Origin of the sequence: Brevibacterium sp. (assembly GCF_031179145.1) — a bacterium.
In the GTDB taxonomy this organism is placed as follows: Bacteria; Actinomycetota; Actinomycetes; order Actinomycetales; family Brevibacteriaceae; genus Brevibacterium.
On record NZ_JAPSIB010000003.1, the window covers coordinates 57,650 to 81,341 of the forward strand.

Below are 23,692 nucleotides of genomic sequence, written 5' to 3' on the forward strand. Positions count from 1 at the left end.
AGCCCCACCGGAGCACCTCGCCGAGGTGGTGCGGATTCCGCAGCGAGTGTTACGGATTCCGTATCTGCCTGTTCAACCCGGGGCTCTTTCCGTCCGCCGCTCACCGCCCCAGCAGGTCGAGGGCCGCATTCGCGATCGCGACCGCGTCGATGCCGTGGAGCTCGTAGGCTTGCGCCACCGAGGAGGCCTGACCGAAGTCGCTCACGCCGAGATTGCACGTCGCGTCCCCGCGGACGCCGGCGAGGAACGCGAGAGTGTGCGGATGACCGTCGAGCACGGTGACGAGCGGGGCCGGATGGGCAGCGGGGAAGAGCTCGTCGGCGATCGCCGAGCGGGTGCTCGCGGCGACCCGGCCTCTCTCCTGGACCGAGCGGAAGATCTTCGACGGGGAGCTCAGGCACACGATGCCCGCCCGCACTCCCAGGCTCGCAAGCCGGGCAGCGGCGTCGATGACCTCGGTCATGATCGCCCCCACGCCCACCAGGGTCACTTCGTCCTGGCTCGCCGGATGCGGGCTCAAGCGGTAACCGCCGGCGACGACCTGCTCCCGTCTGCGCTCCCGCAGCAGAGGATCGGCGGGCACCGCGGCCAGCTCCTGGACCACCGGCCGTGTCGTCAGCCGGAAGTACGCGGAATCGCCGTCGGGGTCGGCGAGCTCCCGCAGCGCCTCGAGCAGAGTCCATTCGAGATCCTGAGCGAAGGCCGGCTCCCAGCTCGTCAGTCGTGGGATCTCCAGGGTCACCGACGGCGTGTTGAACGACTGATGCGCCCCACCCTCCGGCGCCAGGGTCACTCCCGACGGGGTGCCGACCATGATCGAGCGGCCACCTGCATAGAGGGCGAAGGTCCAGGGTTCGAGCGCCCGATTGATGAAGGGATCGTAGATCGTCGCGATCGGCAGCAGGGGCTGACCCCAGCGCGCACCCGTGGATCCCAGCTCGCAAGCCAGGGACACCAGGTTGACCTCCGCGATGCCCATCTCGATGTGCTGACCGCTCGAGTCCTCGTGCCATTTGAGGATCCGCTCCCGATCGTCGGAGAACCAGTCCTCGCGTCCCGCCGGCGACCACACCCCGGTCTTGTTGATCCACCCGCCGAGGTTGGTCGACGTCGCGACGTCCGGGCTGATGGTGACCACGCGCCGGGCCACGGCGGGGGCGACGTGCTTGAGATCGGAGAGGAACCGGCCCGATGCCGCCTGGGTGGAGATCACGGACTTGGGAGTGAAGCCCAACTCCACGGGCACCTCGGCGACGGTGTGGGTCTCGAACTCCTCACGGGTGAGGCGCTCCGCGGTCTCCCGGCACAGCCTGCCCGCGGCAGAGTCGGGGGCGAAAGCCCGCCAGGGATCGTCGAGGTCCATCCCCGAAGCGGTGGCGAGGTCGCGCATCTGCGCTTCGGTGAGCTGGGCGGCGTGGTTGCCGGGGTGCCCCTCGGTGGCCAGGCCCTTGCCCTTGATCGTGTAGGCGAAGATGACGGTCGGGCGGGCATCGTCGATGCGGGAGAACGTGTCGACGAGCTGCCCGAGGTCGTGTCCGCCCAGGTCGCGGATGAGGGATGCGAGGGCGTCGGCGTCGAACTCGTCGAGCAGGGATCTCAGGGCGGCGGCGTCCGCCTCGGCGAGGCCGGACAGCAGGCGGTCACGGACCTCACTGGGGTGGGCGCGCAGGAGCCGTTGGTACTCCGGGTTCGACATCCCGACGAGGCGGTCCTTGAGCGCCTGACCGCCCGTGGAGGCGAACACCGCCTCGAGCCGGCGTCCCCACGGGCAGGTGAGGACCTGCCAGCCGGCGGCGGCGAACATCCCCTGCAGGCGCGCGATCTGCACGTCGGGGATGACGCGGTCGAGGGACTGCCGGTTGAGGTCGACGATCCACACGATCTCGCCCAGCTGGCGCACCTCGGGGTCGATGATGGCCTCCCACACGGCGCCCTCATCCATCTCCGCATCACCGAGCAGCGAGTAGAAACGACCGGCGCGTGGAGTGTCCGGGAACTGGTCGGACGCGTAGCGGTGGGCGAGCGCCGCCCACACCGGGGCGGTGGCCCCGATGCCGACGGATCCGGTCGAGAAGTCGACGGTGTCAGGGTCCTTCGTCCGCGAGGGGTAGGGCTGGAGCCCACCCAGGCTGCGCAGGGTGTCGAGGTGCTCCTCGGCGAGGTCGCCGAGGAGGTAGTTGATCGCGTGGAGCACCGGTGAGGCGTGCGGCTTCACCGAGACGCGATCGATCGACCGCAGCGTGGTGAACCACAGCGCCGTCATGATCGCCGTCATCGAGGCCGACGAGGACTGGTGCCCACCGACCTTGACCCCGTCCGGATTGGCCCGACCCCGGTTGGCCCGGTCGATGATCGACGTGGACAGCCAGAGAACACGCTGGGCGATCTCGTCGAGCACCGCCTCGTCCGCCGAGGAGGACGCCCGCAGCGGCCTGTCGTTCGTCGTCGGCGGGCTGACCTGGAGGGACGTCTCGAACTGGTGGAGCTCGTCGTCCCTGTGCACCGGATCGTCCCCGTACACCGGCTCGTCCCCGTGCATCGGACCGTCCTTGTGCACCGCGTCGTCCCGGTGCCGGGCGGCCCCCTGCTCATCGTTCGTCTGCTGGTGCACGTGCGCCTCGTTCCTGGGTCGGGTTCCTACGGTGAACTGTCGGGTCGGGTTCCTGGGTCGGTCGAGCAGTGGAACCGCTCGAGCTCAGGGGTCAACCGAGCTGCGGGTCAACCGAGCAGGGGTCAGAAGATCGAGCTGTAGGCGTTGAGCGCCAGCTGCCCGCCGAGGTGGGCGTAGAGGACCGTGGAGTCCTCGGCGATCGTGCCGTCGGCGACGAGGTCGATGAGTCCGGCCATCGACTTGCCTTCGTAGACGGGGTCGAGGATGACGCCTTCGAGTTCGGCGGTCTTCCGGATCGCGTTCACGGTGACCTCGTCGGGAATGCCGTAGGCCGGTCCTTCCCAGCCGGGCCGCACGTCGACGTCGGCGTCGGTGATCTCGCGGCCGAGTCCGATCAGTTCGGCGGTGTTCGCGGCGATGCGCTTGACCTGGTCCCGGGTCTTCTCAAGCGTCGCGGAGGCGTCGATGCCGATGACCTGACGCTTGCGCCCCCCGGCTTCCTCGAGCGCGGCGAATCCCGCGATCATGCCGGCATGGGTCGAGCCGGTGACGGTGCAGACGACGATGGTGTCGAAGAAGACGCCGAGCTCCTTCTCCTGCTCGGCGACCTCGTAGGCCCAGTTCGCGAAGCCGAGTCCGCCGAACTTGTGCTCGGAAGCGCCGGCCGGGATCGGGTACGGGGTGCCGCCCGAGGCCTCCACCTCGGCGATGGCGTTCTCCCAGCTCGAGCGGATGCCGATGTCGAATCCGGCGTCGTCGAGGCGGACATCGGCGCCCATGATCCGAGAGAGCTCGATGTTGCCGACCTTGTCGTTGACCGGGTCGTCCCAGTCGACCCAGCGCTCCTGCACCAGGCGGGCCTTCATCCCCAGATGGGCGGCGACGGCCGCAACCTGCCGGGTGTGGTTGGACTGGTAGCCGCCGATCGACACGAGCGTGTCGGCCCCGGAGGCGAGGATGTCCGGGACGATGTACTCGAGCTTGCGGGTCTTGTTGCCGCCGAAGGCGAGACCGGAGTTGACGTCCTCCCGCTTGGCCCAGACCCGGGCCCCGCCGAGGTGGTCGCCGAGTCGTCTCAGCTCGTGCACCGGGCTGGGTCCGAAGGTCAGTGGGTAGCGCTCGAAATCGGTGATTGCCATGTCGTCCTCTTCGTCGTTGGTGGTGACTGCCGAGGGAACTGACAGCCAACGGCCCGTGAAACCTGTGACCCAGATCGCCGTGCCAATATGCAATATATTGCATTCCGGGGCGGACTACAATGGCTTCGACACACTTTCGTCCTCGAGGAAGGATCCCGGTGCCGATTCCCACCACGGCCGCTCCGGCTCGGACGCTGCTGCGCGATGACGTCTATCAGGCGATTCGCGATGCCATCGTGCGGGGGCAGCTGGCTCCCGGCGAGCAGCTGCGCGACACCGAGCTCGGCGCCTGGCTGCAGGTCTCGCGGACACCGGTGCGAGAGGCCCTGCAGCGTTTGGCTCAGGCCGGCCTGGTCGTGGCGGAGCCGGGGAAGATGACCCGGGTCGCCGACGAGGATCCGCGGGCGATCGTGCATGCCCGGCAGATCGCCGCCGAGCTCCACGCCCTGGCGATGAGTCTGGCCATCGGGTCCCTCGACGAGGCGGATCTGACGACGATGGAAGCGGCGAATGCTCGCCTGCGCGCAGCCCTGCAGGGGTCGGACATCGATGCCGCGATCTCCGCCGACGACGACTTCCACGAAGTCGCTCTTCTCCGCAGCGGCAATCCCCTCATCCCCAGCCACCTCGAGGTCGTCACGGCAACGCTGCGCCGGGCGGAGTACCTGCACTTCGATTCGGTCAAGGGCTCGGCCTCACCGGAACAGCACGACGAGATCCTCGCCGCGATCAGATCCGGGGACCGGGAACGTGCGGTCGCTCTGACGCGGGCGAACTGGTCCGTGCTGACCGGCGAGGGGGACCAGAGCCCGAACGAGCGCTGAGTCCGGCGCCGCCTGCGCAGAACCGTCCGGCGTCGCCTGCGCAGAACCGACCGGCATCACCAGCGCAGAACGGTCCGGCGCAGCCTGCTCAGATCTTCGCGGCCCCCACCGCCAGCTGCGCGCCGAACGCGACGATGACTCCGCCGGCGATCCGGTCGATCCACTGTCCGAAGGCCTCGGACCTGAGCTTCTTCGACAGAGTGCGGCCGCCCACGACGACGAGGACGAACCACGACATCCCGATGACGCTGTGGACGAGTGCGAGCAGCACACCCATGAGCAGCGGCGAGACCCCCTCGGGGACGAACTGCGGGATCGTGGCCAGGTAGAAGACTCCGACCTTCGGGTTGAGAAGGTTGGTCATGAATCCGAGCCCCAGCCCCTGCCAGGCGTTGCCCCGGATCTGCGGGAGAGCCGCCTCGGCGTCCTCCTGGGCCTTCTTGAAGCCCTTGATGAGCATGAGGACGCCCATGATCACGAGGTAGGCGGCGCCGGCGACCGTGAGCATGCGGTACGCGAGGTCGGACGCTGCCAGGAGAAGAGTCGCACCGGTCGCGGTGGCGACGCCCCACACGATGGTGCCGAGCTGGATGCCGGCGGCGGTCGAGAACGAATAGGTCTTCGAGCGCGTGATGGAGCTGCGCAGGACCAGCGTCGTGTCGAGACCGGGAATGACGGTGAGCAGGACGGCGAAGGCGGCGAACCCGATGAGGGCGGAGGTGATCGTCACCGGTCAATCATGGAGCCTGGGACACTGCGGCGGCAACCGGGTCTCGGGCGGCGGAGAACGGTCCCAGCTTCAAGGTCACTTCCCAGGTTCGTCGGGCATTTCCCGACTTATTCTTTGAGTATGCGCAACTCCTCCGCTTTGAGGCAGGCCGGCCTCAGGGCGGCGGCCCTGCTCTCCTGCCTGGTTCTCCTCGCCCTGGTCGGTCCCATGCCCGCTCACGCCGCCTATCCGACGAGCGGCGCGATCGGCACCCTGTACCACTCGCTCGGCGGCAGTTCGGGTCGGCTCGGAGAGACGACGAGCCCCGTTCGGTGCACGCTCATCGAGAACGGGTGCTATCAGTCGTTCCAACGCGGCTCGATCCACTGGACGAAGGCCACCGGAGCGCAGGCGACCTGGGGCGCGATCCGCACCGCCTGGTCGAGGTCGGGATGGGAGAACGGGCCGCTCGGATACCCGACCAGCCCGGAACGCTGCACACTCATCCAGAACGGGTGCTATCAGTCGTTCCAACGCGGCTCGATCCACTGGACGAACGCGACCGGAGCGCATCCGACCTGGGGCGCGATCCGCACGGCATGGAAGAACTCCGGCTGGGAGACCGGGCCACTCGGATATCCGACGACCGATGAGTACCGATCAGGGTCCGAGACCCGGCAGAACTTCCAGAAGGGCTGGATCTCCTGGGCCAGCGGACGCGGCGCGACGGTGCACATCACGACCGCCCCGGCGTCGTTCTCGCTCAACGGGTCCGGATTCGGCCACGGCGTGGGGATGAGCCAGTACGGTGCCCGCGGGATGGCCGCGTCCGGGAAGACCGCGACCCAGATCCTCGAGCACTACTACTATCCGGCGAAGGCGACCTCGACCACGGCTCATGCCAACGAGGAGATCAAGGTGCAGCTGGTGGCCGGACGGAAGTCGGTGACCATCACTCCCGCCGCGGGCCGCCTGCGGGTGAAGGTCGGCTCGTCCGTCCTCGAATCAAGCTCCGCGATCACCGTCGAACGCACCTCGGCGGGCACAGTGAAGGCGATCGTGGGCGGGACGTCCCGGGAGGCGAGCTGGATCACCGTGGAGTGGCAGAACACCCGCTACTGGTCGGGCACAGGGGCGACGACGGTGGCGGTGAGCGGGACGCAGAACGGTGCGACCGGCACCTACCGGCACGGAAAGCTGGAGATCCGGCAGCTGTCGAGCGCGCTCAACGTGCTCGGCGTCATGCGCGTCAACACCGAATACCTGCCCGGGATCGCCGAGATGCCTGCGTCCTGGCATCAGGAAGCGCTGCGCACGCAGGCCATCGCGTCCCGCACCTACGCGTACCGGAACCTCGGCTCGGTCAAGTCCGCGTGCGGCTGCAATGTCTACGATGAGGTCGCCTCACAGCGGTTCCTCGGCTGGAACCATGAGAACGCCTCCGGCAGCTCACCCTGGCGCTCCGCCGTGCGCGCCACGCAGGGTATGTCGGGGTCCTCGGTCACGAACGCCCGGGTGGTCATGCACAGCGGTGCGCTGATCGACGCGGTGTACTCGTCCTCGTCCGGAGGCAAGACGAACACGGCGGCCGATGTGTGGGGATCCGCCGTGCCGTACCTCAACTCCCGCGACGATGCCGCCTCGAAGACCGCGGCGGCCGGCAACCCCTATGCCAGCTGGACCGTGTCCGTGAGCCAGTCCAGCATGGCGAAGGCCTTCGGGCTGAGCAATGTGGCGACGATCGAGCTCACCCGCGCCACCTCGGGGCTCGTGAAGACTGCGAAGGCCACCTCGACGCAGGGGGCGACCGCCACCCGGACCGGCGTTCAGCTGCGCAGTTCGCTGGGACTGAGATCGGCGACGTTCACGGTCAAGTGACGGCTCGCCGCGACGAGCAGCCGAATCAGCGGATGCGGCTGCCCTCGCCCACCGCGGGGATTTCCTCCGTATGGTCCGTGTGGTCGGTGAGGCGGTGCGAGGAGCGCAGGTAGGCGACGAAGCTGTGCGCCAGGCGACGATGGACCGCGATGAGCTCGCCATCCGCCGCCGCAGCCTCGGCGATGATCGACTCCTTCGTCTTGCCCTCCGGCAGCGGCAGAGAGTCCGAGTCCAGCCACCGAGCGATCTGCTCCGCATCGGTCTCGGGGTGGAACTGCGTGCCCCAGGCGCACTCGCCCACCCGGAACGCCTGCACCGGAGCGTCCGAGCCTGTGACGAGCAGCTGCGCCCCCTCGGGCAGGTCCATCTGCTCCTGGTGGAAGAGAACTGCGGGGAACGAAGGGGCTGCCGGATCGGATCCCGCGGAGGTCTCCCCCGCCCGGTTCGGCCCCGCCGAGCCGCCTCCCCCGAGCACCCCGAAGACCGGGTCCGCTTCTCCCGCCGAGGTGACGTGCAGCTGATAGACCCCGATCTGCGGGCGCGTGCGCCGGCCGATGGCCGCCGAGGTGGCCACGGCGAGCATCTCTCCGCCGAGGCAGATGTCGAAGCTGGCGAACTCCCCCGCCGCTGAGCGTCGAAGCAGATCCCTGACCTGCGGAAACCATGGATTCTCCGCATCGTCGCAGGGCCCGGACGCACCCCCGAGGACGATGAGTCCCGCATACCCGGCGAGATCGTCGGGAATGGGCTCGCCGAGGTGGGGACGGCGGATCTCGAGATCGGCCCCTGCTTCGATCAGCCAGTCGCCGAAGCGCTCGGGTCCGGTGCCGCGTTCGTGTTCGATCACCAGTATCCGAAGTTCGGTCATGGGATCATGATGGCGCATTCTCACTCGCCGAGGCCTCTACTCAGCGGTCACATAGGCGGCGGTGATCCCACCGTCGACGTTGAAGGCCGTGGCGTTGACGAAGGTCGAGTCGTCGCTGGCGAGGAAGGCCACTGCCGCGGCGATCTCCTCCGGCTCGCCGAAGCGACCGCCGGGCACGTGGACGAGTCGGCGCTGGGCCTGGACCGGGTCGGCGGCGAAGAGGTCGCGCAGGAGCGGGGTGTTGACGGGTCCAGGGCACAGGGCGTTGACGCGGATTCCCTGCTTGGCGAATTCCACCCCGAGTTCGCGGCTCATCGACAGCACCCCTCCCTTGGACGCGGAGTAGGAGATCTGCGAGGTGGCCGCCCCCATCAGCGCGACGAATGAGGCCGTGTTGATGACCGACCCCGCACCCTGCTTGACCATCTGCTCGATCGCGTACTTGCTGCACAGGTACACGGAGGTGAGGTTGACCGTCTGCACCCGCGACCAGGCTTCGATGTCGGTGTCGAGGATCGAACTGTCGTCGGTCGGGTTGATGCCCGCATTGTTGAAGGCCACATCGACCCGGCCGTAGTGCTCGACGGTGCGCGCGAAGAGGTTCTTCACGTCCTCTTCCTTGGCCACATTGACCTTGACGAAGAGTCCGCCCAGTTCCTCGGCCACCTGCGGGCCCTTGACCTCGTCGAGATCGGCGATGACGACATTGGCTCCCTCTTCGGCCAGACGGCGGGCGCTGGCCAGTCCGATCCCGGAGGCTCCCCCGGTGATCACGCAGACCTTGTCCTTGAGGCGAGTCGCTGCAGTGCTCATTGTTCTCCTTGTTGTTCAGTGCTGTGCGAAGTGTGGTGTGCGACGGCGTCATGTCGTCGGACGTCGAGCCCTTCCGGCCCGCGCCGGCCCTCAGGCGCCGCGGGTGGCGAAGAAGACGTTCTTCGTCTCGGTGAAGGCGGACACCGCGTCGGGGCCGAGTTCCCGGCCCAGACCCGATTGCTTGAAGCCGCCGAACGGCGTCCAGTACCGCACCGAGGAGTGCGAGTTCACGGACAGGTTTCCGGCCTCGACCCCGCGAGAGACTCTCATGGCCCGGTCGAGGCTGTTCGTCCAGATCGACCCGGACAGCCCGTATTCGGTGTTGTTGGCGATCGCCAGGGCCTCCTCCTCGGTGTCGAAGGGCACGACCGAGACGACGGGACCGAAGATCTCCTCGTTGAAGTCGGGCCGGTCCAGGTCACCGGGGGTGAGCACGGTGGGAGGGAACCAGAATCCTGGCCCGTCGGGGCAGGTGCCGGTGAAGGCCACCTCGGCGGCGTCGACGTATCCCGCCACCTTCTCCCGGTGAGCCGCGGTGACCAGGGGTCCCATGTCGGTATCCGACCGGCTCGGGTCGCCGCAGGTGAAGCCCGCCACCGACTCCTCGAGCGCGGCCATGAAGTCGGAATAGATCCCGCGCTGGACGAGCAGGCGGGAGCGCGAGCAGCAGTCCTGACCGGAGTTGTCGAACACTGAACCCGGGGCCGCGGCGACCGCCTCGGCGAGGTCCGCATCGTCGAAGACGATGTTCGCGTTCTTGCCGCCGAGCTCGAGGGTCACGTTCTTCACCTGCGCGGCGCAGCCGGACATGATCCGCTTCCCCACCTCGGTGGAGCCGGTGAACACGATCTTGCGCACATCGGGGTGGGTGACGAAACGCTCGCCCACGACGGAGCCGCGACCAGGGATGACGTTGAGCACTCCCTCCGGCAGCCCGGCCTCGAGGGCGAGTTCGCCGATCCGGATCGCCGTCAGCGGGGTGATCTCGGCGGGTTTGAGCACCACGGTGTTCCCGGCGGCGAGCGCGGGCGCGAATCCCCAGCCGGCGATCGGCATCGGGAAGTTCCACGGCACGATGACGCCGACGACGCCGAGCGGTTCGGCGAAGGTCACGTTCATCCCCCCGTCGACGGGGATCTGCCGGCCGAAGAGCCGCTCCGGCACTCCCGCGTAGTACTCGATGACGTCGCGGACGTTCCCCGCCTCCCAGGTCGCATTGGAGATCGTGTGCCCGGCATTGGCGACCTCGAGGGCGGCGAGCTCATCGATGTGGGCGTCGACGACATCCGCGAAGCGGCGCAGGAGCCGGGCCCGGTCCCCAGGCGCCACGGTCCGCCACGTCTCAAAGGCCGCACGGGCCTTGGCGATGACCCTGTCCGTGGTCTCGAGGTCGGCGAGCTCGACCTCTTCCAGGAATTCTTCCGTGGCCGGATTGATGACCCTGTAGGCAGTCAACGAAGTTCTCTCCTCATTCGTGGGTGTTCAGTGTCGTGGGGGTTGGGTGTCGTGGGGGTTGGGTGTCGTGGGGGTTGGGAGTCGTGAGGCTGTCGGGCTCCGGGTGGCGTCGACGAGGGCCTGCACGACCCGTTCGTCCTCCGTGTGGTGCTCGGGATGCCACTGGACCGCGAGCATCCACCCCGGCCAGTCCCCGGCGGACTCCGGCTCGAGGAGCTCCACCAGGCCCTCCGCATTGTGTCCGGAGGCCTTCAGACCTGCGCCGAGGCGGTCGATTCCCTGGTGGTGATAGCAGGGTGCCGTGAGCCGTGGGCCCAGAACCGCCTCGGCGAGGGTCCCGGGCACCGTGTCGACCTCGACCTCACCGTAGACTCCCGGCGCCGGCTGATACTCCGAGTGATCGATGACCTCGGGCAGGTGCTGGTGCAGAGTCCCGCCGGCGAAGACGTTGATGACCTGCATCCCCCGGCAGATTCCGAGCACCGGCAGCGCGCGAGCCCGCGCGGCCTCGAGCAGCATGAGCTCCGAGGCGTCCCGGTGAGGCTGCGAGGCCGTCCTCGGATGCGCCGGCTGCCCGTAGGCCCCGGCGTCGACGTCCGCGCCGCCGGCGAGGATGAGTCCGTCGACCCGGTCGAGGACCGCAGGCCTGAGCCCATGCGGCGGCAGCAGCACGGGGATCCCGCCGCATGCTGCGACCATCCGCACGTAGTCGGCCGGGATCAGGGCCGCCTCGGCGTCCCACACACCCCAGGCCGCCTGCTGCTGGTAACAGCTGATGGCGATGACAGGCGTGTCAGTGCTGACGGGCGCGTCAGTGCCGTGGGGCATGCTCTCAGAGTCGTTCGAAGCCACGGATCCTCTCCCAGTCGGTGACGGTCGCGTTGTAGGCCTCCAGCTCCACATCGGCGGCATGAACATAATGCCTGACGACATCTTCGCCGAGGGCCGAGTTCGCCACCTGGGACGAGGCCAGCCGATCGCGGGCGCCCTGGAGGGTGGTGGGCAAGCGCGCGGCATCCGAGGCATAGGCGTTGCCTGAGGTGATCTCGGGCATCTCGAGTTCGTTCTCGATTCCGTGCAGACCGGCCGCCACCAGGGCGGCGGTGGCGAGGTAGGGATTGAGGTCGGCCCCGCCCACACGGCACTCGACCCGCAGGGATTCACCGCTGCCGACGACCCGGAAGGCACAGGAGCGGTTGTCGAATCCCCAGGCCACCGCGGTGGGGGCGAAGGATCCCTCGACGAAGCGCTTGTAGGAGTTGATGTTGGGGGCGAAGAAGTAGGTGAAGTCCTCGATGCAGGCCAGCTGACCGGCGATGAAGTGCTCCATCAGCCTCGAGAATCCGTGCTCGCCGTCTCCGGCCATGACCATCTGCCCATCCGCGGACCGGAAGCTGAGATGGATGTGGCAGGACGAGCCCTCCTTCTGGTCGTACTTGGCCATGAAGGTGATCGACTTCCCGTGCTGGGCGGCGATCTCCTTCGCGCCGTTCTTGTACACCGCGTGGTCGTCGCAGGCCTTGAGCGCGGGCTGGTACTTGAAGGTGATCTCGTGCTGGCCGAAGTTGCACTCTCCTTTCGCCCCTTCGACGTAGAGTCCCGCTCCGGCCATGGAGTTGCGGATGTCGCGCAGCAGCGGTTCGACCCGCGCCGTGCCCAGCAGGGAGTAGTCGACGTTGTACTGGTTCGACGGGGTCATCCGGGTGTAGCCGGAGGCGAATCCCTCCTCATAGGTGGTGTCGAAGGTGATGAACTCGAGCTCGGTTCCGGCGAAGGCGCTCAGCCCGTGCTCGCCGAGGCGGTCGAGCTGTCTCTTGAGGATCTGACGTGGGGAGGCGCTCACCTCGGCGCCGGTCGTCCACAGGATGTCGCAGTTGACCATGGCGGTGCCCGGCTGCCACGGGATGAGGCGCAGGGTGGCGAGATCCGGCTTCATCACCATGTCCCCGTAGCCGGTCTCCCACGAGGACATCTCATAACCTGCGACGGTGTTCATCTCGACGTCGACGGCCAGCAGATAGTTGCAGCATTCCGAGCCGTGGCCTATCGACTCCTCGAGGAAGAACTGGGCGCCCAGCCGCTTTCCCTGCAGTCGCCCCAGGGAGTCGGTGACGGCGACCACGACGGTGTCGATCGTGCCCGCCGCGACGAGGTCGCGCAGCTCCTCGACGCTCAGCGGCGGGGCCTGGACCGATCCCTTCGTCGTTCTCTGCGGCGAGGTCGGCGTGGTCGGAACGGATGCTTCTCTCATGCGGGGGTCCTCTGTTCGGGAATCTGGACGGCAGTCTGGTCGGACGGTGGAGGCGGGCATGGGGTCGGTGAGCGCGCGATCGATCACTTGAGCTCCTCCTCGGCGGCCTGGATCTGGGCGAACTCCTCCTCCGGGGCGCTCGCGACGAGGTGGTGCCGCGAGTAGAGCCAGAAGTAGGCGAGCGCGACGAGGAAGACTCCGGCGGCGATGGCGGCCGCGGTGATGTCGACGAAGAAGGTCGCGATCACGGCGACCGAGGCCAGCACCAAGGCGATGGAGGTCGTGACGATGCCGCCCGGGGTGCGATAGCCGCGCGGCAGATCCGGTTCCTTGATCCGCAGGCGGATGTGGGAGAGATTGAGCAGGACGTACGACACCGTGGCGCCGAAGACGGCGACATTGAGCAGGATCCCGCCGTTGCCGTCGACGACGATCGCGAGGATGAAGCCGATGGTGCCCGGCACGATGAGGGCGAGCACCGGGGTCCGGCGGCCGCCCGTGAGCGACATCCACTTGGGCAGGTATCCCGCCCGGGACAGCGCGAAGAGCTGCCGGGAGTAGGCGAAGATGATGGAGAAGAAGCTCGCCACCAGTCCCGCGAGTCCGGCCCAGTTGACGAAGGTCGCCAGCGCCGAGTTCTCGCCGTAGGCCTGACGCAGCGCCTCAGGCAGGGGGTTGTCGGATTCGCCCATCGCCGTGGCCCCGGCGACCCCGGGGACGAGGATGAGCATGAGGGCGCCGAAGACGACGAGGACCGCCATCGCGGTGATGATCCCGCGTGGCATGTCCCGTTTGGGGTCGGCCGATTCCTCGGCGGCCAGGGGGACGCCCTCGACGGCGAGGAAGAACCAGATGCCGAAGACCAGGGAGGCGAGCAGACCGCTGAGGCCCATGGGCAGGAACGTGCTCGACCCGAGTGCCGCGGTGGGTTCGATGTCGAAGAGCTTGGAGGCGTCGAAGTGCGGTACGGCGGCGAAGACGAAGACGATGAGGGCGATCACGGCCACCGCGGTGATGACGAACATGAGGCGCAGCGCCTCGCCGACTCCCCACAGGTGGATGCCGATGAAGATCGCGTAGGCCGCCAGGTAGATCGTCCACACGGGGACGCTCTCGGGAAGGATCCCGAGGGCTTGGACGTAGCCGGCGATGAAGGTTGAGATGGCCGCGGGTGCCATGGTGTATTCGATGAGGATCGCCATTCCGGTGGCGAATCCGCCCAGCGGTCCCAGGGCCCGCCGGGCGAAGCCGTAGCCGGCACCCGCCGTGGGCAGGGTGGAGGACAGCTCCGCCAGGCCGAAGACCATGCACACGTACATGAGTCCCATGAGCAGGAACGCGATGAGGAGCCCGCCCCACCCGCCTGCCGCGAGTCCCAGGTTCCAGCCCGAGAAGTCGCCGGAGATGACATAGGCGACGCCGAGACCCGCGAGCAGGATCCACCCAGCCGCGCCCTTCTTCAGTTGTCGCTTCTCCAAATAGTTCTCGGCCACATTGCCGTATTCGATGTTCCGGCTCATATCCGCCCTCAACGTCGTTGCTGATTCGAAATTCTCGTACCCAGTCCACGTTCTGTGCTGGTTCCCGGTCCACTCAATGGATTGATTTCATACCATTGAGCTGTGTCGAATGTAATCCGGATAACATTGTGCTGTCAACTACATCAGCCACCTGTTCTCGACAGAGGGCGGGGAACTCGCGGCAGATGCGGAGTGCGCGGAGTGCATGATTCACAGCAGGAAGAGAGGTGAGCGGCAGTTGGCTCAGCCGACGACCGGACGTCCGAACAATGTCTTCGAGCAGACGATCGCCCGGCTGCTGCGTGCCATTCGCCTCGGTCAGTACCTGGTCGGGGACAAGCTCCCGGCCGAACGGGAACTCGCCGCCGATCTCGGCGTCTCCCGTGCCACCCTGCGGCAGGCACTGGGAGAGCTCCACACCGCGGGGATCGTCGAAGTCAGACGCGGGCGCTACGGCGGCACGTTCGTCACCGCCCTCCCCTCCGCCGAGGCGGGAGGCGGCGTCGATCCCACCGAGCTCTCGGACGCGCTGGCCTTTCGCCGGATCCTCGAATGCGCGGCGGCCCGGATCACGGCCGGGCGCGAGCTCGGAGCGGACGAGCGCTCACGACTACGGGCGGCGGAGGCCGCCTGCGCCGCCGAGAGGGACAGCACGAGCGCCGAGCACTTCCGCGCGCTCGACTCCCGCTTCCACCTCTGCATCGCGGAGCTCACCGGAATCCCGTCCCTGGTCCAGGCCGCAGCCACGACCCGCGACCGGGTGAATGCCTATCTCAATCAGATCCCATTCATCCACACGAACATCACCCACGCCTGCGCGCAGCACCACGAATTGATGGAGGCGATCCTGAAGGGGGACCCGGAGACTGCCGAGGCGCTGGCCGCGCAGCACGCCGAGGGCACGGAAGAACTCCTGCGCGGATTCCTCGAGCTGCAGTCGGAGTAGGATCCACCGCCGGCACTTCACCCCTTGAACCCGACACTTCGCCCTTTAACCTGACACTGTGGCAGGTGACTCAATCGAGATATCGACGGAGAGGATGCATCATGCGGATCGGCGATTTCGCCCGGCTCGGACAGGTCTCTGTTCGCATGCTCAGGCACTACGAATCATTGGGTCTGCTGCTGCCGGACGACGTGGACCGCTTCACCGGTCGCCGCAGCTATTCGGTGGCCCAGCTGTCCCGCCTCAACAGGATCATGGCGCTGAATACGCTGGGCATCCCGCTGAGGAAGCTGACGGCGATGCTCGATTCGGATCTCGACACCGAGCAGCTGGCCGAGATGCTCCGCCTTCGTCGCCATCAGCTGCGAGCCGACAGAGAGGACATCGCGGCGAAGCTGGCCGACGTCGACTTCCGACTGGCCCTCATCGAAAGGAACAAGTCCATGGAACATCTCGATTGCGTCGTCAAGGAGCTGCCTGCCGAACGGATCCTCGGCAGCACCGTCGTCCTCGGCGAACCGCCGTTCGACAGCTCCCAGATCGGCCCGCTCTTCCGCGGGGCGGCCGAGCAGATCGCCGAGGCGGGTGCGAAGCCGGGCGTCGGAGTCGGTCTCTACACCGGCGCGGACAGCACCGGCACCGAGGTGACGTGCGGCTTCCGCTGCACCGGGGCCGAGGAACTGGCGGCCCGACCGGAATGCGCCGGGCTCAGCGTGACGACCCTGCCCGCCTGCACTGCGGCCACTCTGGTTCACGAAGGACCGATGAGCCATATCGCGGTCGGCTGGCAGCACCTCACCCAGTGGTGCGCTGATCAGGGCTTCGACCTGGCCGGACCGTGTCGGGAGGTCTACCTCGAGACCGGCGACGGTTCCGACGATCCGGCCGACCAGTCAGGATGGGTCGTCGAACTCCAGCAGCCGATCGTCCGGAACCAGGCGGCGGACTAGGCATCGCACGGAGGGGCCGCCACCCGAGGCAGGACAGCGCCCACCTCGGCGAGGCCTCACCCGGCGACGAGCCGGCGGGCCTCCTCGCGGTGGGCGGCGATGAGGGCCTCCTTGTCGAGGCCGACGGCATGGCCGTCGAGGACCCGCCAGGCACCGGCGACCATCACCCGGTCGGCCTTCTCCGCTCCGCACAGGACGAGCGCGGGGATCGGATCGTGGGAACCGGAGAAGGCCAGGCCGTCGAGGCGGAACAACGCCAGGTCCGCCTGTTTGCCGACCTCGATACGGCCGATGTCGTCCCTGCCGAGCGCCGCCGCAGACCCCCGGGTCGCCCAGTCGAGGACCCGGGCGCAGGTGACCTCGGCCGATCCGTAGCGCAGACGCTGCAGGTAGAGCGCCTGCCGCACTTCGCGGATGAGGTTGGAGGCGTCGTTCGAGGCGGATCCGTCGACGCCGAGGCCCACGTTCACTCCGGCGTCCTCGAGTTCGACGGCCCGGGCGATCCCTGAGGCCAGTCGCATGTTCGAGGTCGGGCAGTGTGCGACGGACGCCCCGGCGGCGCCGAGGCGGGCGATCTCCTCGGTGTCGAAGTGGATTCCGTGCGCGATCCAGGCGCGCTCATTCAGCCAGCCCACGGATTCGAGGTAGTCGACGGTGCGCAGACCGAAGCGCTCTTTGCAGAACTCCTCCTCGTCGAGCGTCTCGGCGAGGTGGGTGTGAAGACGGACGTCGAGCTCCTCGGCGAGGACCGCGGAATCGCGCATGAGCTCGGTGGTGACGGAGAACGGGGAGCACGGCGCCAGTCCAATCTGCACCTGCGCGCCCTCCCCTCGTTCGTGATACGTCTCGACGAGCCGGCGTGAATCGGCGAGGATCACCTCGGCGTCCTGCACCGTGCTCTGCGGTGGGAGCCCGCCATCGTCGACGCCCAGGGACATGGAACCGCGGGTGAGCAGGGCCCGCATCCCCAGTCGTCGGACCACGTCGACCTGGACGTCGATCGCCTCGTCCATGCCAGTGGGGAACAGATAATGGTGGTCGGCGGCGGTGGTGCAGCCGGATTCGAGCAGTTCGGCCATCGCCACGGTGGTCGCGAGCTCGAGCGCCTTCGGGGTCAATCGGGCCCAGACGGGATAGAGGTTGATGAGCCAATCGAAGAGGGGCTTGTCGGCGACCGGCGCCCAAGCCCGCGTCAGAGTCTGATAGAAGTGGTGATGAGTGTTGATCAGACCCGGGGTGATGACGTGCTCACCCGCGTCGAAGACCTCGTCGACGGATCGTTCGCCGCCCGCCGGCTCCTCACCCGCGGCCACGAGCTCGAGGATGGTCCCGGAGTCGGTGTCGATGACGAGGCCGCGGCCGGCCGATGTCGGATCGATGTCGCGCCCGAGGTGGACGGCAAGGGGGTCGCGCAGCCATACAGTGGACATGTCGCCTCTTTCGCTCAAGTGCTGATGCGGCCGATGTCGACATCGGCCGCCGAGATGGCGACACCGGCTGGGGCGGATCGCCACCAGCTCAGGTTTCACGGCGTCTGCTGCTCCGCCGGTCGACCCAGGGTGGACCTGAAGCAGCTGAACCAGGAACTGAACCAGGATCTGAACCCGAGAGTCGACGGTTCGAGATCCTATCATGTGAGGCAGGGCACATTGGTCCGCACCGGATCGCACCGGCCGCGTGGCAGAGATCACGAAATGGACTTGCGGTGTCGTGAATATCCGCCTAGCATATTGCGATAAGGAAAAACTTTTTCACATTGTGGAAATGTTCGACGCAGAACCGCCCCACACAGCACATAACCTACCGCACAGTACCAACACCGCTTCGCACACTGGCGACGTTCCGGGCAGCAGGCCGATCAGGCCGGCCGCCCACAGGCCCGCAGTACGAAGAGCAACTCAACGGAGAGAAAAATGTCGGTATCCAAACAGTCGGAAACCACGAAGAATCAGATCCGCCCGGAGGATGAGAAGCTGCCTCTCGGCACGCTGATCGCCTATGGCTTCCAGCACGTGCTCACCATGTACGGCGGAATCATCGCCGTCCCGCTCATCATCGGCACCGCCGCCGGCCTGAGCCCGGGCGACATCAGCCTCCTCATCGCCTCCTGCCTGTTCATGGGCGGTCTGGCGACGGTCCTCCAGTCCTGGGGCGTGCCGTTCTTCGGCTCCCAGCTCCCCCTCGTCCAGGGTGTGTCCTTCGCGGGCGTCGCCACGATGACGGCGATCCTCGCCGGCGGAGAGGGACTGCAGGGCATCTTCGGCTCGGTCATCGTCGCCTCGGTGCTGGGTCTGATCATCGCCCCGTTCTTCGCGATGATCGTCCGCTTCTTCCCGCCGGTTGTCACGGGCACCGTGATCACCACGATCGGCCTCTCGCTCATGCCTGTGGCTGCGGGCTGGGCCATGGGAGGCAACCGTCAGGCCGAGGACTTCGGCAGCCTCCGGAACGTCCTCATCGCCATCGGCACGCTGGTCGTCGTCCTCCTCCTCAGCCGCGTCGGCTACGCCGTGATCTCGCGACTGTCGATTCTGCTCTCGATCGTCATCGGCACCGTCGTCTGTGCGATGTTCGGCTGGGCCGACTTCTCCAACATCGCCGATCGCGGCTACTTCGCGCTTCCCGAGCCCTTCGCGTTCGGCTGGCCCACTGTCTCCGTCGCCGCCGTCATCTCCATGTTCATTGTCATCATCGTGACCATGACCGAGACCACCGCCGACATCATCGCCGTCGGAGAGATCGTCGACACCAAGGTCGACAAGAAGCGCATCGCCGACGGACTCCGCGCCGACATGCTGTCCTCGGCTGTCGCCCCCATCTTCAACTCCTTCACCCAGTCCGCGTTCGCCCAGAACGTCGGCCTCGTCGCCATCACCGGTGTGAAGTCGCGCTACGTCGTCACCGCAGGCGGTTTCATCCTCGTCGTCCTCGGACTCCTGCCGGTGGTTGGCGGCCTGGTGGCAGCTGTTCCGTCGCCTGTCCTCGGCGGTGCCGGCATCGTGCTCTTCGGCTCGGTCGCCGCTTCGGGTGTCCGCACCCTGGCCAAGGTGAAGTACGAGGGCAACATGAACATGGTCATCGTGGCCGTGTCCCTGGCCTTCGGCATCATCCCGGTCGTCGAGCCCGACTTCTACCACTCGTTCCCGAACTGGGTCGGCATCATCCTCCACTCGGGCATCTCCTCGGCTGCGATCATGGCCGTGCTGCTCAACCTCCTGTTCAACCACATCGGCGCTAAGAAGGACCGTTCGGACCGCTCCGTCTTCGTCGCCGGCACCAACCGTGTGATCAAGGACGAAGACCTCAGGCGTCTGCTCAACGACGAGGCGATCCTCGCCGAGGGCGACACGATCAAGGACGGAAAGATCTACGACTGCAACGGTGAAGAGGTGCCGGTCGTGACCGCCGCCCAGCACCAGGTCGTCGCCGAGAAGCTCAAGAACGGCGAGGTCAAGACCCGCGAAGATCTCGAGCGAGCGATCAAGGAATGCGACAAGCCCTGACGATCCCCTCGCCGAGGTGATTCCCCGGTGACGATCGACAGCGCGGTCCCTGCCCCGTGAGGGGGTGGGGACCGCGCTGTTTTGCGTGGCGGGGGCGCTTCTCGCGCGGTCACCCCGGCGGGGGCGCTTACCCTGCTGCCACCTCGGCGGGGGCGCTTACCCTGCTGCCACCTCGGCGGGGGCGCTTACCTTGCTGCCACCTCGGCGATGGGAGCTTTCTTCGCTGCCACCTCGGCGGGGCCGTTTCAGTGGGACTGGGTCGCGCTGCTCTCGCGTGACTCGAACCGCCGATCACTGGTGGTGAGAAGCCCGGGCAGTTGCGTCATATCGGTGAAAGTCTCGTCGGCTCCGAGGCCGAGCAGGAGCTCCGGGCTCTGGTGCACAGGGGACGCCGGGCAGAATCCGAAGACATGAGCTCCGGCCGCCCGTCCCGCTTCGACGCCCGGAGGTGAATCCTCGATCACGGCCGATTCAGCCGGATCGACTCCCAGCGCCGCTGCCGCGACGAGGTAGACATCTGGGGCGGGCTTGCCGCGATCGAGCTCCACACCGGAGAAGATCCGGCCCTCGAACACGTCGAAGAGGCCGATCTTCTGCAGCTGCATGTTGATCTTGGGGCGGTCCGCGCTCGAGGCGCAGGCGAGTCGGCCGGGGTAGACCTGCTGCAGGGTGCGGACAGCGTCGACGACACCGGGGATCGCTTCCAGGGAATCGGCGATCTGCACATTGCGTCGGCGGCGGAACTCCATCAGCCAGTCTTCGTCGATGCGATAGCCGGTGTGCCCCTCGATCACGTCCGCCTCGTCGCGGAGCATGCGACCGACGAAGCGCGAGACGCATTCCTCGCTCGACATATGCCATCCCAGTTCGCCGAGCATCTCGCGCAGGACCTCGTTGGTGATCTTCTCCGAATCGACGAGGACGCCGTCACAATCGAACAGCACGGCGGCGAACTTGGGGCTCATCTTCATGACCTCATTCTTCCATTCGGCCATTCGGTGCCGAGTACGCGGGTAGCGGTGGTACAGCGATCCTTGCCACTTTCGGGTCTGTGCGGCTCCGCTTTCGCGGCTGCTCAGACCCGTGTATGGGTCTGTTCAGCCCGCCCACAACGCGGTGTAGAGGAGGTACCCCGAGGCAGCCGCACAGACGCCGATAACCAGGGTGAAAAGAGTCAGCCATGCCCCTGCCGGCAGGCTCGACCCCTGGCTGAGAATGTAGGCGTCGGACTGCTGGACATGCCGCCTCCGCGTGTGAACGCGGATGACCTTGACGAGGTCTTTGAGGGAGCCGATGGCCAGAGCGGTGCCGAGGCCTGCGACGAAGACCGTGACCCACTCGGCGGGCAGGAACACGACGACGAGCTGTGCGGCGATCGCAGTCGTCAGCTCAATGGCGATGCCGGCGAAGTTGCGAATGAAGATGAGGGCGATCAGCAGGATCAGCGCACCGACCGACATCGCCAACGGGGCCCACCCCGTGACCGCCGAGGCGATGAGCGCCAAACCGACGACCCCCGGAGCCGGATACCCCCAGAACCCCGACCAATGCGCCGAGAACCCGACTCGGCCGAAGGAGTTCATCTGTCCCGAGTGGTCGAAATTCAGCGAAATGCCCTTGACGATGCGACCGGTCATCAGAGCCGCAAAGGCGTGCCCGAGTTCATGGACGAAGGTGACGAAGAGACCGAAGAATCGCCAGATAACTGGGGTCAGGGTGACGACAAGTGGAACGCCGATGACAAGGAGAGTCTCGACGAGACCCGGCTCGAGCCCATCCTGCCGCCCGAAGCCCGCAGTGATGGCATCCCACCAGGTAGCAAATCCTTGTTGCGCGTCCATCATCGCCCTTCGTTCGCCTACCGAATCGCCCAGTCTAGGAACCGAAGCTGAACGGGGCTTTCAGCTCGGTCCAGAGACTTTCGAACGGTCTTCGCGAAGTTCGGTCATTCGACAACCTTCCTTAACTCTTATCACTCAAACGGAGTCAGTCTCTCGAAAGTCAGTCAAACTGCGGTCCGTTACCTTATTGTGAGGTTAAAATCATCTCCTTGCGATTAAAATAAGAATAAGGAGCACGAGGAGGTGACGGCAGTGAAGCGGACCGACGGCAACGATGCAGCAACTCCCCCGAGCGATGACGAGCCTCCGGATCCCCAGGACTCGGATCCTCGCGCTTCCTCCCAGCGTCTCCTCCGGGTCGATCCCGAATCCCCATTCGCTCCCGCTCTCGACTGCTTCCTCGCAAGCGACCGGGCCCAGCTTGCCTCGTTGGCGGCAATCGCGAACATCTTCCTCGCTGAAGTCATCGCCGCTCTCAATCCCATCGGTTACAACGCCGATGAAGCCTATTGCCACCGCACCATTCGTGATTCGGTCCTGGGCGGCACGACCCTCGCCGCCCAGGGTGAAGCCATCATCTCGTCCGCTGCTGACACGGAAGACTCTGAACGAGTCACTTCCTCCGACTCGTCAGCGCCTTCGCCCCAGCTGCCGAAGTTCCCCGGCTACCGTCCCACCCATTCGATCTACTCCTGGGTCCACGGGCACGCTCGCTCGGAGGACATGAGCGAACTTGCCGCCCTCACCGGCACCAGCATCACTCGCGCCTACGCTCTCGTGCGGACAGCGATCATGCTTGTCCACGCTCTGCCCCAGTTCCACGAGCGGTGCCTCAAAGGTGACTTCACGATCGAGCACTTGACCACAACGGCCCGCGCCTGTCAGGATCTTCCCTTCCCTGATCTCCCCGCCGTCGATGACTACTTGGCCGTTCGCCGAGCCGACACCACCATCGAGACCTTCAAGAAGGGGCTCTACCTCAAGGTCGTCACCCTCCAGCCGATGGAGGAGACCATCGAGCGCACGGCTGTGCGTCGTCGCGTCGATTTCGGCACCGACGGCAACGGCACCGGGTTCCTCACTCTCACCGGCCCTGCCCCGGAGCTCTATGCCTGCTATCGCCGCATCGAAGGCTTCGCACGGGCTGTCCATTCGGGCAATACCAGTGCCTTCGGCATTCAGCTCCGCCCCGATGAGAAGCTCAATGATGAACGTGGAGTCAAGGTTCTGATGTACGACATCATGAGCCGAACATCGCCCGAGGTGACCGTGACTGTCACCCGCACCAACAGAAGAACCGGAACCGTTCGCACCTCCGATGTCTCCGCCGGCAGCCTCCTAGGATTCATCCACAAGTCCCAATCGGCGGTCAACGCGAACGGCGCCACGGGCATAGAGGCGTTCGGCGTCCCATCCGCCTTCAGCACCGACGCAGCCTTCGGCACCGCAGCGGACCCGGGCCCAGCAAACAGCTCCGCTTCTCCGAGCCTGAGCGACCTCCTCCGCGGGTTCGAACAGGCCGGCCCCGACGACGACGTCAGTTACGACGTCCGGCTGTCCATGCCCACTCACGCCCAATGGCTGAATTCTCAAGCCGACGTCACGGTCACCGTGCCTGCTCTGACGCTCCTCGGCAAGGCCGACCTGCCCGGCACCCTGCCCGACGGGTCGCCGATCCCCGCCGACATGGCTCGCGATCTCGCCGCCCACTCCTCCACATGGTCGAGGATCCTCACCGATCCCGCTGTCGGCACACCGCTCGACGCGAAATCCACCACCTACGCGATACCCCGAAACGTGCGGCGGACACTGACAGCTCAGTGGGTCACGTGCACGATCCCCGGGTGCACCCTCAGAGCCGAGAACTCCGAAATCGACCACATCATCCCGTTCAACCATGAGGATCCCGACCACGGAGGACGCACTCTGTTCGGAAATCTTCACCCGCTGTGCAAAGCACATCACCAATCGAAGACCGACCGAAAGTTCTTCGTCCGTTCCGCGGGACCGCTGTGTCTCGAATACGTGTTCCGACACGGCACCAACGTGAGAGTGCACGCCCCAGACAACCCGATCAACATTGCTCAAGCCCTGCTCTTCGCCGACCTGGGCTCGAACTCCTCGGTCCCCCGCCAGCAGATCGTCGGCAGATTCCACTATCGCGGCGAGCGCACAACCTCCGCCGAGAGACCAGGGCCCGCGCCCAACGAGGGTCGCCCGGGATGGGTGGAAGGCCCTCCCGACCCGTGGTCGGAATATCCCAACACCACAGACCTCAACACCGAGCTCAGGGAGTGGCATTGGGAATCGGACGATCCGCCCCCATTCTGATCTCGGTTCTCTGATCCCGTCTGATCCCGTCTGATCTCGGTTCTCTGTTCTCG

Annotated in this window: 18 protein-coding genes; 6 read left to right on the forward strand and 12 right to left on the reverse strand. The window is 66.7% G+C overall.

Going from position 1 to position 23,692, the window contains the following annotated elements:
• Positions 1–100: 100 nt before the first annotated feature.
• Together RIT73_RS03475 and RIT73_RS03480 are read right to left on the reverse strand one after the other, a co-directional pair.
• Positions 101–2,539 carry a pyruvate dehydrogenase gene (locus tag RIT73_RS03475; RefSeq protein WP_309130827.1) on the reverse strand — a complete coding sequence of 813 codons (2,439 nt, stop codon included), beginning with the start codon at positions 2,537–2,539 and terminating at the stop codon, positions 101–103.
• 194 nt (positions 2,540–2,733) lie between these two features.
• Positions 2,734–3,750, reverse strand: coding sequence for a 1-aminocyclopropane-1-carboxylate deaminase (locus tag RIT73_RS03480; RefSeq protein ID WP_309130662.1), 1,017 nt, complete (start codon positions 3,748–3,750; stop codon positions 2,734–2,736).
• A gap of 158 nt (positions 3,751–3,908) precedes the next feature.
• On the opposite strand from RIT73_RS03480, the gene RIT73_RS03485 reads away from it, so the two are divergent.
• The gene (locus tag RIT73_RS03485; RefSeq protein ID WP_309130663.1) at positions 3,909–4,574 is read left to right on the forward strand and encodes a GntR family transcriptional regulator; all 666 of its coding nucleotides are present in this window, start codon (positions 3,909–3,911) and stop codon (positions 4,572–4,574) included.
• Between the two features lie 88 nt (positions 4,575–4,662).
• Here RIT73_RS03485 and RIT73_RS03490 read toward each other — a convergent pair whose 3' ends face one another.
• Positions 4,663–5,304 carry a LysE family translocator gene (locus RIT73_RS03490; RefSeq protein WP_309130664.1) on the reverse strand — a complete coding sequence of 214 codons (642 nt, stop codon included), beginning with the start codon at positions 5,302–5,304 and terminating at the stop codon, positions 4,663–4,665.
• Positions 5,305–5,424: 120 nt separating this feature from the next.
• Here RIT73_RS03490 and RIT73_RS03495 point away from each other — a divergent pair, with 120 nt between their 5' ends.
• Positions 5,425–7,161, forward strand: a complete 1,737-nt coding sequence (locus tag RIT73_RS03495; protein WP_309130665.1) for a SpoIID/LytB domain-containing protein — start codon at positions 5,425–5,427, stop codon at positions 7,159–7,161.
• Positions 7,162–7,186: 25 nt separating this feature from the next.
• Here RIT73_RS03495 and RIT73_RS03500 read toward each other — a convergent pair whose 3' ends face one another.
• The 6 genes from RIT73_RS03500 to eat form a co-directional block, all read right to left on the reverse strand.
• Positions 7,187–8,029, reverse strand: a complete 843-nt coding sequence (locus tag RIT73_RS03500) for a type 1 glutamine amidotransferase (protein ID WP_309130666.1) — start codon at positions 8,027–8,029, stop codon at positions 7,187–7,189.
• Positions 8,030–8,065: 36 nt separating this feature from the next.
• Positions 8,066–8,842: a 3-oxoacyl-ACP reductase gene (locus tag RIT73_RS03505; protein ID WP_309130668.1), complete on the reverse strand. Its 777-nt coding sequence runs from the start codon at positions 8,840–8,842 to the stop codon at positions 8,066–8,068.
• Between the two features lie 90 nt (positions 8,843–8,932).
• On the reverse strand, positions 8,933–10,297 hold the full coding sequence (locus RIT73_RS03510; RefSeq protein WP_309130669.1) for an aldehyde dehydrogenase family protein: 1,365 nt from the start codon (positions 10,295–10,297) through the stop codon (positions 8,933–8,935).
• A 27-nt stretch (positions 10,298–10,324) separates the two neighbouring features.
• A complete protein-coding gene (locus RIT73_RS03515) occupies positions 10,325–11,125 on the reverse strand; it encodes a gamma-glutamyl-gamma-aminobutyrate hydrolase family protein (protein WP_309130670.1) in 801 nt (266 codons plus the stop codon).
• 4 nt (positions 11,126–11,129) lie between these two features.
• On the reverse strand, positions 11,130–12,548 hold the full coding sequence (locus tag RIT73_RS03520) for a glutamine synthetase family protein (RefSeq protein WP_309130671.1): 1,419 nt from the start codon (positions 12,546–12,548) through the stop codon (positions 11,130–11,132).
• 83 nt (positions 12,549–12,631) lie between these two features.
• Entirely contained in the window at positions 12,632–14,068 is a 1,437-nt protein-coding gene (gene eat / locus RIT73_RS03525) for an ethanolamine permease (RefSeq protein WP_309130672.1), read from the reverse strand.
• Between the two features lie 205 nt (positions 14,069–14,273).
• Between eat and RIT73_RS03530 the strand changes: the two genes are divergently transcribed.
• Positions 14,274–15,014, forward strand: coding sequence for an FCD domain-containing protein (locus RIT73_RS03530; RefSeq protein WP_309130673.1), 741 nt, complete (start codon positions 14,274–14,276; stop codon positions 15,012–15,014).
• Between the two features lie 101 nt (positions 15,015–15,115).
• Positions 15,116–15,964, forward strand: coding sequence for a MerR family transcriptional regulator (locus RIT73_RS03535; protein WP_309130674.1), 849 nt, complete (start codon positions 15,116–15,118; stop codon positions 15,962–15,964).
• A gap of 56 nt (positions 15,965–16,020) precedes the next feature.
• Here RIT73_RS03535 and RIT73_RS03540 read toward each other — a convergent pair whose 3' ends face one another.
• The gene (locus tag RIT73_RS03540; RefSeq protein WP_309130675.1) at positions 16,021–17,394 is read right to left on the reverse strand and encodes an 8-oxoguanine deaminase; all 1,374 of its coding nucleotides are present in this window, start codon (positions 17,392–17,394) and stop codon (positions 16,021–16,023) included.
• 483 nt (positions 17,395–17,877) lie between these two features.
• Here RIT73_RS03540 and RIT73_RS03545 point away from each other — a divergent pair, with 483 nt between their 5' ends.
• A complete protein-coding gene (locus RIT73_RS03545) occupies positions 17,878–19,467 on the forward strand; it encodes a nucleobase:cation symporter-2 family protein (RefSeq protein WP_309130676.1) in 1,590 nt (529 codons plus the stop codon).
• 245 nt (positions 19,468–19,712) lie between these two features.
• Here RIT73_RS03545 and RIT73_RS03550 read toward each other — a convergent pair whose 3' ends face one another.
• Together RIT73_RS03550 and RIT73_RS03555 are read right to left on the reverse strand one after the other, a co-directional pair.
• Complete coding sequence (locus tag RIT73_RS03550) at positions 19,713–20,438, reverse strand: HAD family phosphatase (RefSeq protein ID WP_309130677.1); 726 nt, start codon at positions 20,436–20,438, stop codon at positions 19,713–19,715.
• Positions 20,439–20,564: 126 nt separating this feature from the next.
• A complete protein-coding gene (locus RIT73_RS03555) occupies positions 20,565–21,308 on the reverse strand; it encodes a M50 family metallopeptidase (protein WP_309130678.1) in 744 nt (247 codons plus the stop codon).
• Between the two features lie 243 nt (positions 21,309–21,551).
• On the opposite strand from RIT73_RS03555, the gene RIT73_RS03560 reads away from it, so the two are divergent.
• Positions 21,552–23,639, forward strand: coding sequence for an HNH endonuclease signature motif containing protein (locus tag RIT73_RS03560; protein ID WP_309130679.1), 2,088 nt, complete (start codon positions 21,552–21,554; stop codon positions 23,637–23,639).
• Positions 23,640–23,692 lie beyond the last annotated feature (53 nt).

Bases quoted from the DNA above. Each gene is read 5' to 3' on its own strand.
- RIT73_RS03475 (WP_309130827.1), bottom strand. From the start codon at position 2,539: ATGCACGGGGACGAGCCGGTGTACGGGGACGATCCGGTGCACAGGGAC.
- RIT73_RS03480 (WP_309130662.1), bottom strand. From the start codon at position 3,750: ATGGCAATCACCGATTTCGAGCGCTACCCACTGACCTTCGGACCCAGC.
- RIT73_RS03495 (WP_309130665.1), top strand. From the start codon at position 5,425: ATGCGCAACTCCTCCGCTTTGAGGCAGGCCGGCCTCAGGGCGGCGGCC.
- RIT73_RS03500 (WP_309130666.1), bottom strand. From the start codon at position 8,029: ATGACCGAACTTCGGATACTGGTGATCGAACACGAACGCGGCACCGGA.
- RIT73_RS03505 (WP_309130668.1), bottom strand. From the start codon at position 8,842: ATGAGCACTGCAGCGACTCGCCTCAAGGACAAGGTCTGCGTGATCACC.
- RIT73_RS03515 (WP_309130670.1), bottom strand. From the start codon at position 11,125: ATGCCCCACGGCACTGACGCGCCCGTCAGCACTGACACGCCTGTCATC.
- RIT73_RS03520 (WP_309130671.1), bottom strand. From the start codon at position 12,548: ATGAGAGAAGCATCCGTTCCGACCACGCCGACCTCGCCGCAGAGAACG.
- eat (WP_309130672.1), bottom strand. From the start codon at position 14,068: ATGAGCCGGAACATCGAATACGGCAATGTGGCCGAGAACTATTTGGAG.
- RIT73_RS03530 (WP_309130673.1), top strand. From the start codon at position 14,274: ATGATTCACAGCAGGAAGAGAGGTGAGCGGCAGTTGGCTCAGCCGACG.
- RIT73_RS03535 (WP_309130674.1), top strand. From the start codon at position 15,116: ATGCGGATCGGCGATTTCGCCCGGCTCGGACAGGTCTCTGTTCGCATG.
- RIT73_RS03540 (WP_309130675.1), bottom strand. From the start codon at position 17,394: ATGTCCACTGTATGGCTGCGCGACCCCCTTGCCGTCCACCTCGGGCGC.
- RIT73_RS03545 (WP_309130676.1), top strand. From the start codon at position 17,878: ATGTCGGTATCCAAACAGTCGGAAACCACGAAGAATCAGATCCGCCCG.
- RIT73_RS03550 (WP_309130677.1), bottom strand. From the start codon at position 20,438: ATGAAGATGAGCCCCAAGTTCGCCGCCGTGCTGTTCGATTGTGACGGC.
- RIT73_RS03555 (WP_309130678.1), bottom strand. From the start codon at position 21,308: ATGGACGCGCAACAAGGATTTGCTACCTGGTGGGATGCCATCACTGCG.